The following is a 7,482-nucleotide window of genomic DNA, read 5'->3' on the forward strand; positions in this document are numbered from 1 at the left end:
TGCAAGGATTTGAAAGCTGTGCGGGATGATTTACAGGGCTTGGAAATTAGTCATAACGAACTGCAAAAGCTGACTAATTTACCTGTCAATGAAGAATTGTTAATTATTACAAATTTCTTGCTAAAATTTGGAAAAACATATATAGATAAAATTAAAGGTTCCGAAGGAGCGACTGTAATATTTATTGGGTTTTCCACATTTGTTTTTACCTATATTTTATTTGATTTAATTTTGAAAATATTTGTTTCTTGGATAACAATTCCATCCTGGATTTTCTTAATTATTTTAGGTCTTTGGGTCGGTGGTTTAACGCAAAGTGTTTTATATATGCTTTGGAAAAGTAGAAGTAAATTAATTAAAAAAAGCATGAATAATTCTCTACAAATACTATTAAATGATGTGAAAAGATATAATTCTATTATTAAAGCAATAGATATTAACGATCAAATAGAAGAAGCTGGTAATCCAGAAGTGATTATCCAGGAAAGAGAAAGTGTAATCGAAGCGCTTAAACTCACAAAGGCTGACTTAGTTCGGGCTTTGAAAACAGAAAGGATTTTGAGGGAAAATAAAAACTTTATTTTGAGTAATACAGAATTATTTGCCAATAATTTAGCAACTTTAGCAGCTATGCAAGTACACGAACAAGCTACTGAGCATGGCAGGTTACTCAACGAAGCATTACAAATTGCATTAGATGTACAACATGAAATGAAAAAATTACAGAGTCAGCGTTAAAAACTGTACTTTGGTTAAAGAATGTTGACTGTTGACGGTTCACTGTTGACTGTGAACTTTCAACAGTTATACCAATTTGAAAAAAGAATGCAACAGATAAATTTACTCCAACCCAAACACACAAACCAATTCCCAATCCAAAATCTAAAATCTAAAATCTAAAATGGTATTAGATTTTACTTGGAAGTCGCCAAGAGATGGGAAGTCTGTAGATGCTGTTGCACGTTAAAGTCCCAATAGCTTTTTTGCTAATCCTTCCCACGGTTACAATCCCCGTCTAACATAAATATTATTCGTGAAGCGATCGCTTATCGGCATGGACTGGAAAGAAGTTAGAGGTAACTGGGTAGTCATTCCCCGAAATCCCATAGGTATCATCCATTTTTTGGGAGGTGCTTTCGTCGCCACTGCACCGCATCTCACTTATCGCTGGGTACTGGAACAACTGGCAAGTAAAGGTTACGTTGTTATTGCTACGCCTTTCGTTAATACCTTGGATCATACTGCGATCGCCCAATCCGTGCTGCTCAATTTTGACCGCACCCTGGAACGCCTACATGATTCTGGAGCATTACGCAAGCTTTACTTTCCTATTTACGGCGTTGGGCACAGTATGGGCTGTAAACTGCATTTATTAATAGGTAGCCTCTTTGAAGTTGAACGCGCAGGCAATATTTTAATATCCTTCAATAACTACGCTGCGAAAGAAGCCATTCCCCTAGTAGAACAATTCAATTCTACTTTTGCCATCGAGTTTACTCCCTCACCATTGGAAACCAATAGACTTGTCCTAGAACGATATAATATCCGACGTAATTTATTAATCAAATTTAGCAACGATACCATTGACCAATCAGCAGCTTTAACCAAAATCTTGCAACAACGCTTTGGTGAAATGGTGACAATACAAACTTTACCAGGAAATCATACAACTCCTCTAGGTCAAGACATCAAATGGCAAACTGGAAGATCTTTCACTCCCTTTGATGCCTTGGGGCAATGGTTCAAGCAAGAAGCATACCGTGATTTGAATCAACTCAAAACCAGCATTCTTCTGTGGCTGAATCCGCTTGCACCTCCATAATCTTTTATGACTTTAAAAATTCATAAATTCGACGGAAAAATCAAAATATGTTAGTAGTATTAATACAGCAATATTACTAATATATTACTGAATTTGAATTGCCAGATTATCTATCTATTTCTTTGCTTTTTGACGACGATCGCCGCTCAATACGATTCGGTTAAAGGGGAAATGGGAAAGGTTTCAAATACATCCAAATCCCCTTACCCATTAACCCCTTCGGGGTTCGCCAGTCGCTCATGGGGGAAACCCCCAAGACCGCGCTGGCTCACCTTTTCCCAGACCACAAGGGAAGTTCATACTGCTTATCCGAACTGTATTGGATCGCCGCTCATATTAGAAACCAAAAATACCGTTTTGGCTATTTTTCGGGTTGGTGAAAAAAATTACTTATCCTTTGAGGATTACCGGAGTAATATCATATTTTATTTTATTTTTCTATATCAGGACTTACGCAAGTGTCACAAAAAATCAATTTTTTTTGCTTGTAGTAAGGACTTCAGTCCTTATTAGAGGACTAAAGTCCTTACTACGAACTTAAAATAATATGCCAGTTGCGTAAGTCCTATATATTTACAACAAATTCTTAATTAGTTGTTCGTGCAACATTCTATGTATCAAATACTAATAATTGACGACGACCATTCAATCAAAATACTCCTGAAAAGAATGTTGGAAAAACAGGGGTATGAAGTCATTACTGCCAGTAGCGGCGAGGAGGGAATAGAAAAGGCAGAGGCTTGCCATCCAGCACTAATTATTTGTGATTGGATCATGCCGGGGTTGAATGGTCTAGAGGTTTGCCACCGGATTAAAACAGACCCGAAATTTTCCACCACATTTTTTATTTTATTAACATCTTTAGATTCCGTTGCCGATTGTGTTAAAGGTCTAGATGCCGGTGCTGATGATTTTATCTCCAAACCCATTGAACATAATGAATTACAAGCAAGGGTGAGAGCAGGATTGCGCTTGCATCAATTAAGTAGAGACTTGCAGACTCAAAAGTTGCTTTTAGAATCAGAAATGTCAGAAGCCGCAGAATATGTGCGATCGCTCCTGCCTTTTCCCATGACTGAACCCTTCAATATAAATTTTCGATTTATTCCCTCACGACAACTAGGCGGTGATTGTTTCGATTATTACTGGCTTGATGCTGATTATTTAGCAATTTATTTATTAGATACTGCTGGACACGGACTTAAAGCCACTCTTCCCTCGGTTTCCGTGATGAATTTGCTTCGTTCTCGTGCCCTCAAAAGTCTCAATTACTATCAACCTAGTGATGTTTTAAAGGCCTTGAATGATACCTTTCAAATGAATTATCAAAATGACAAATACTTTACAATTTGGTACGGAGTTTACAACCGAGTCAATCGCCAGCTAATTTATGCTAGTGCAGGTCATCCGCCAGCAGTTTTAATTACCGGCACATCTCCTAGAAAATCCGAAATCAAACTCTTGAAAACCCCAGGTATGCCAGTGGGAATGTTTCCAGAAGCAAAATATGTTGATAATTTTTGCAATATTGAAAAATTCAGTACTCTTTATATTTTTAGTGACGGTGCTTATGAAATCACTAAATCCGACGGCACACTTTGGAGTTTAGATGCTTTTATTCAGCTATTAGTTAGCTTACAAAATTCTGTTGATAGCCAACTCGAACGGGTACTGAGTTATTTAGTCGCTCTCAACTCCAAAGATGGTTTTGATGATGATTTGTCTATTTTACAAATTAAATTTGATTAACTAAGTTTTAGACAATAAAACTTCATTAAATGCTTCTTGGGTAGGAAATATTTCAAATATCTTATCCATATTAGTTAATTCAAATAATATCCTGACTTGCTCGTTTATTGAACAGATTGCCAGTTGAACATCTGCTGCCCTCAAGGTTTTGAAAGCTAAAACTAAAGCTCCCAAACCAGAACTATCCATAAAAGTTACATCTTGAAAATCAAGTAAAACAGTTTTGGCACCAACTTCGATAATTGTAGTAATATTTTGTCTAAATTCCTGTGAAGTTGTGGAGTTCAGACTACCACTGAGTTTAATAATTTTGACTTCTTCTCTCATAATTATTTGACGCTGTTTTGTCTAAATTTTGTTTGGATTTTGCTATTATATACCGAGAGTAGGATTTTTTAAATATTAAATATCAACAATCAAATTAAATCTTGGTATCTTGTTCATTTGAGTAAATTACTAACTGAAACTTCAAGAAAAATTTTCGATTATTCATGGAATTAACAGCAGCGATCGCTCGTAGAATGTCTTGGTAAAAAGATTATTTAATTATTCAGCAATCTAGTATTTTTATTTATAAACGTGTTTAGTTTATTTAAAATATTGATGAAATATCATAATTAATATTGAGTTTATTTATGTCTAATAGGTTACATAATTGCATAAATTTAGATACGGATTTGAGAGACTAAAGCCAACTTTTTAATTTGGGTGACACCAAGCTCCAACAAACAAATTAAATGACTTTGAGGCATAAAGGTATTAGTTTATTTTTGACTAAGAGGAATAGTAATTATAAATTCAGCCCCACTCCCTAGCTGGGAAATGCATTCCAAGCTGCCGCAGTGCTTTTGTGAAATAATTTGGTAGCTGATAGATAAACCCATACCCGTACCTTTCCCAATGGGCTTAGTACTAAAGAACGGGTCAAAAAGTCGCTGTTTCACTTCCTTCGGAATTCCTAATCCATTGTCAGCGATACGAATAACAACTTGTTTTTTGCTAGTGAGTTCAGTTTGAATGCGAATCGTTGGAATTAGACATAGGGTAGACAGTTCGGTTTTGGAGTTTCTCACAGTGGAGCAACTGCTGTCATCGGGCATTGGGCATAGGGCGTGGGGAAGGGGGCAGAGGGGAAACACTCTTCTCCCCTGCCCCATCTCCCTTGTCTCCCTCATCTCCCCATTCCCTACTCCCCATTCCCTACTCCCCATTGCCTCTTCCAAAGCATCGATGGCATTTGCCAAAATATTCATAAATACTTGATTAAGTTGCCCAGCATAGCATTCTACCAAAGGCAAATCACTGTATTCTTTGATAACTTGAATGGCAGGCCGTTCAGGTGTAGCTTTGATCCTATGTTCCAGAATCATCAAAGTACTATCGATTCCCTCATGGATATTTACTTCTTTCATATCAGCTTCATCCATGCGAGAAAAATTGCGTAACGATAAAACGATTTCTCGAATTCGCTGAGCGCCAATCTTCATTGAGTTGAGAAGTTTGGGCAAGTCCTCTATCAAAAACTCTAAGTCAATTTCTGCTGCTATTTCTTCAATTTCAGATATGGAATGGGGATGGAGTTGCTGATATAGTCGAATGAGTCTGACTAGGTCTTGAATGTAGTTGTCGGCGTGAGCGAGATTGCCATAAATGAAATTTACAGGGTTATTGATTTCGTGAGCAACACCCGCCACCAATTGTCCCAAACTTGACATTTTTTCACTTTGGACAAGCTGTATTTGAGTTTGCTGGAGTTCCTCCAGAGTTTTTTCTAAATCTTTTGTCCGCTGCTTTAACTGAGTTTCTGCTCGTACACGCTCAGTAATTTGAAATGTTGTTCCCACTAACCGATAAATTCGACCTTCACTGTCTTTGAGGGGATTAATCGTAGTTAACGACCAACTTTCGTTACCTTGAAAAGTCAAGCATTCTTCGTAGGTAATAGGTTTAGCTGCTTCCACACAACTTATATATCTCTGACGAACTGCTGCACCTTCCACAACACCAAGTAAATCTTCTGGTGTTTTACCAATCACTTCCATACTACTGATACCAGCGACACGTTCTGTAGCTGGATTCCAACCTGTGAAAAGAAACTCACCATCTTCTTGAACATCCACTACAAATATCAAATGTTCAGCTCCTTCGTAGACAGTGCGGAGGAATTGCTCTTTCTGTTGGAGTTGCACTTCTTTTAGTTTACGTTCGGTGATGTCAGTCACTGCACCAACAAAACCAACATTCTCACCCGTGGAATCTTTCAGAGAATAAGACCTGAGGAAAGTCTGCATCATCCGACCACTAGCAGACTGTTGTTCAACTTCACCTATCCAGGATTTACCCGAAATAGTAACTTTCCATATCTCCTTGGCAACTGCCGAGTTAGTAAACACAGCACAAAAGCCCCCAAATTCCATGAAATCCTGCACAGTTTCACATTCATACAATTTGGAAAATGCCGAATTTTGGTAGATGTGATTACCCGCAGCATCCGCTATGCCAATAGCATCGCTGGAACTTTCTACCGCTTGTTTGTAAAGCATTAATTCTGCTTGTGCTTGTTGTCGTTGAGCAATTTCAGCTTGCAGTGCCTCGTTACTTTTGATTACTTGTCTTTCTAGTTCTGCATAAGCTTGCTGGAGTGCCTCGTGGGTTTGTTGCAGCTTTTTGAAATCATTAACAATTTCCAATAGAAAGGCAATAGAGACATTTTTTTGTTGGTTTTCAACTGGACAAGTGCTGACGAGTTCCCATAACTGATTCGAGGACTCATTTGTTGTGTTGTCCTTTTGCATACCCTAAGTCCTGTTTGTAATTGGAGTTTGGATGCACCTTCCCTTTCAAAAAAGTTATCCGAGGCATCGCTTCTGCTGCTTTAGTATTCCCTATGTCTGTTATTTATCAACAGACAATACCAAAACAGAAAATTTATGTTTATAACTCCTTACTGTCAACTTCTAATTCCTGACTTTTTCAACAGATCTTAGGGAATGGGGAATGGGGAATGGGGGGATGGGGAGATGGGGAGATGGGGAGATGGGGCAGGGGAGAATATAATTCCCCAGTCAATAGTCATCAGTTAACAGTCATCACTCATCAGTTAACAGTCATCACTCATCAGTTAACACCCCCAATGCCCCATACCCAATTTCTTCTACACAGGACTGACTTTGGCTCTATAAAGCAGTTTGTCACCTTGAAGGTAACCAGTGTAGCGTACCTTGACTTTTTCTCCAGATTGTGCAGTTCCTTCCATCAATTGGTGTAGTTGGGGATCGTAGGGTACTTCTGTTCCTACAGATGCGATCGCTTCCACTCCCCACCCTTGTAAAAGTTTTTCTAGGGGTTTCTGTATTAATGGCACTATTTTCACTGCTGCAAACTCTGGATTTTCCTGGGCTTTTTGTGCTGCTGTTGGCCATTGCAACAACAAAGACTCCAGCAGCTGTAAAGTTGACTGCTGGAGTTCTTTTAGTAATATTTCTCGCTGCTGTTCTAATTGAAGTTGCAAGCGATCGTACTCTATTTTTAAATTTGTAATTTCTTGTAATAATTCTTGATTAGTTGCTGGATTTTGTAATAATTCTACACTTGAAAAAGTTGTCACCAATTCATTTAATGGCATCTTCAGCACTGGCGACAGCTTCAGCAGCACATCTACCCGCATCTCCTTTAGTTTTCCTTGCCGTAAGCGCAAAATTTGACGCTCTGAGACACCTGTAGCACGACTGAGGGCTTTAAAACTAGAAATACCCACTCGTTGCATTAAATCTTGTAACTTTTCACTTAAATCAATGTTGGGCATGGGGCATTGGGGGGGTTGACTGTTGACTGTTGACTGTTGACTGATGACTGGGGAGTTATTATTCTCCCTTGTCTCCCTTGTCTCCCCATCCCCCCATCCCCCCATC

At 38.5% G+C, this 7,482-nt stretch carries 6 protein-coding genes; 3 read left to right on the plus strand and 3 right to left on the minus strand.

The window, feature by feature from the left end:
- Window positions 1-18: 18 nt before the first annotated feature.
- The 3 genes from VF06_RS07515 (at window position 19) to VF06_RS07525 (ending at window position 3,571) form a co-directional block, all read left to right on the plus strand.
- The gene (locus VF06_RS07515; RefSeq protein WP_099071134.1) at window positions 19-738 is read left to right on the plus strand and encodes a hypothetical protein; all 720 of its coding nucleotides are present in this window, start codon (window positions 19-21) and stop codon (window positions 736-738) included.
- A gap of 316 nt (window positions 739-1,054) precedes the next feature.
- Entirely contained in the window at window positions 1,055-1,822 is a 768-nt protein-coding gene (locus VF06_RS07520; protein ID WP_099071130.1) for a DUF1350 family protein, read from the plus strand.
- A 612-nt stretch (window positions 1,823-2,434) separates the two neighbouring features.
- Window positions 2,435-3,571: a SpoIIE family protein phosphatase gene (locus VF06_RS07525; RefSeq protein ID WP_099071131.1), complete on the plus strand. Its 1,137-nt coding sequence runs from the start codon at window positions 2,435-2,437 to the stop codon at window positions 3,569-3,571.
- Here VF06_RS07525 and VF06_RS07530 read toward each other — a convergent pair whose 3' ends face one another.
- From VF06_RS07530 to grpE, 3 genes are all read right to left on the minus strand, one after another.
- Complete coding sequence (locus VF06_RS07530) at window positions 3,572-3,898, minus strand: STAS domain-containing protein (RefSeq protein ID WP_099071132.1); 327 nt, start codon at window positions 3,896-3,898, stop codon at window positions 3,572-3,574. It abuts the gene before it with no gap.
- Between the two features lie 437 nt (window positions 3,899-4,335).
- On the minus strand, window positions 4,336-6,366 hold the full coding sequence (locus tag VF06_RS07535) for a PAS domain-containing sensor histidine kinase (protein WP_099084775.1): 2,031 nt from the start codon (window positions 6,364-6,366) through the stop codon (window positions 4,336-4,338).
- Between the two features lie 359 nt (window positions 6,367-6,725).
- The gene (gene grpE, locus VF06_RS07540; protein WP_099071133.1) at window positions 6,726-7,376 is read right to left on the minus strand and encodes a nucleotide exchange factor GrpE; all 651 of its coding nucleotides are present in this window, start codon (window positions 7,374-7,376) and stop codon (window positions 6,726-6,728) included.
- Window positions 7,377-7,482 lie beyond the last annotated feature (106 nt).

It is taken from the genome of Nostoc linckia z4 (genome assembly GCF_002608075.1).
GTDB lineage: Bacteria > Cyanobacteriota > Cyanobacteriia > Cyanobacteriales > Nostocaceae > Nostoc > Nostoc linckia.

Excerpts from the sequence above, each read along its gene's own strand:
- VF06_RS07535 (WP_099084775.1), bottom strand. The coding sequence starts at position 6,366 with ATGCAAAAGGACAACACAACAAATGAGTCCTCGAATCAGTTATGGGAA.
- VF06_RS07520 (WP_099071130.1), top strand. The coding sequence starts at position 1,055 with ATGGACTGGAAAGAAGTTAGAGGTAACTGGGTAGTCATTCCCCGAAAT.
- VF06_RS07530 (WP_099071132.1), bottom strand. The coding sequence starts at position 3,898 with ATGAGAGAAGAAGTCAAAATTATTAAACTCAGTGGTAGTCTGAACTCC.
- VF06_RS07525 (WP_099071131.1), top strand. The coding sequence starts at position 2,435 with ATGTATCAAATACTAATAATTGACGACGACCATTCAATCAAAATACTC.
- grpE (WP_099071133.1), bottom strand. The coding sequence starts at position 7,376 with ATGCCCAACATTGATTTAAGTGAAAAGTTACAAGATTTAATGCAACGA.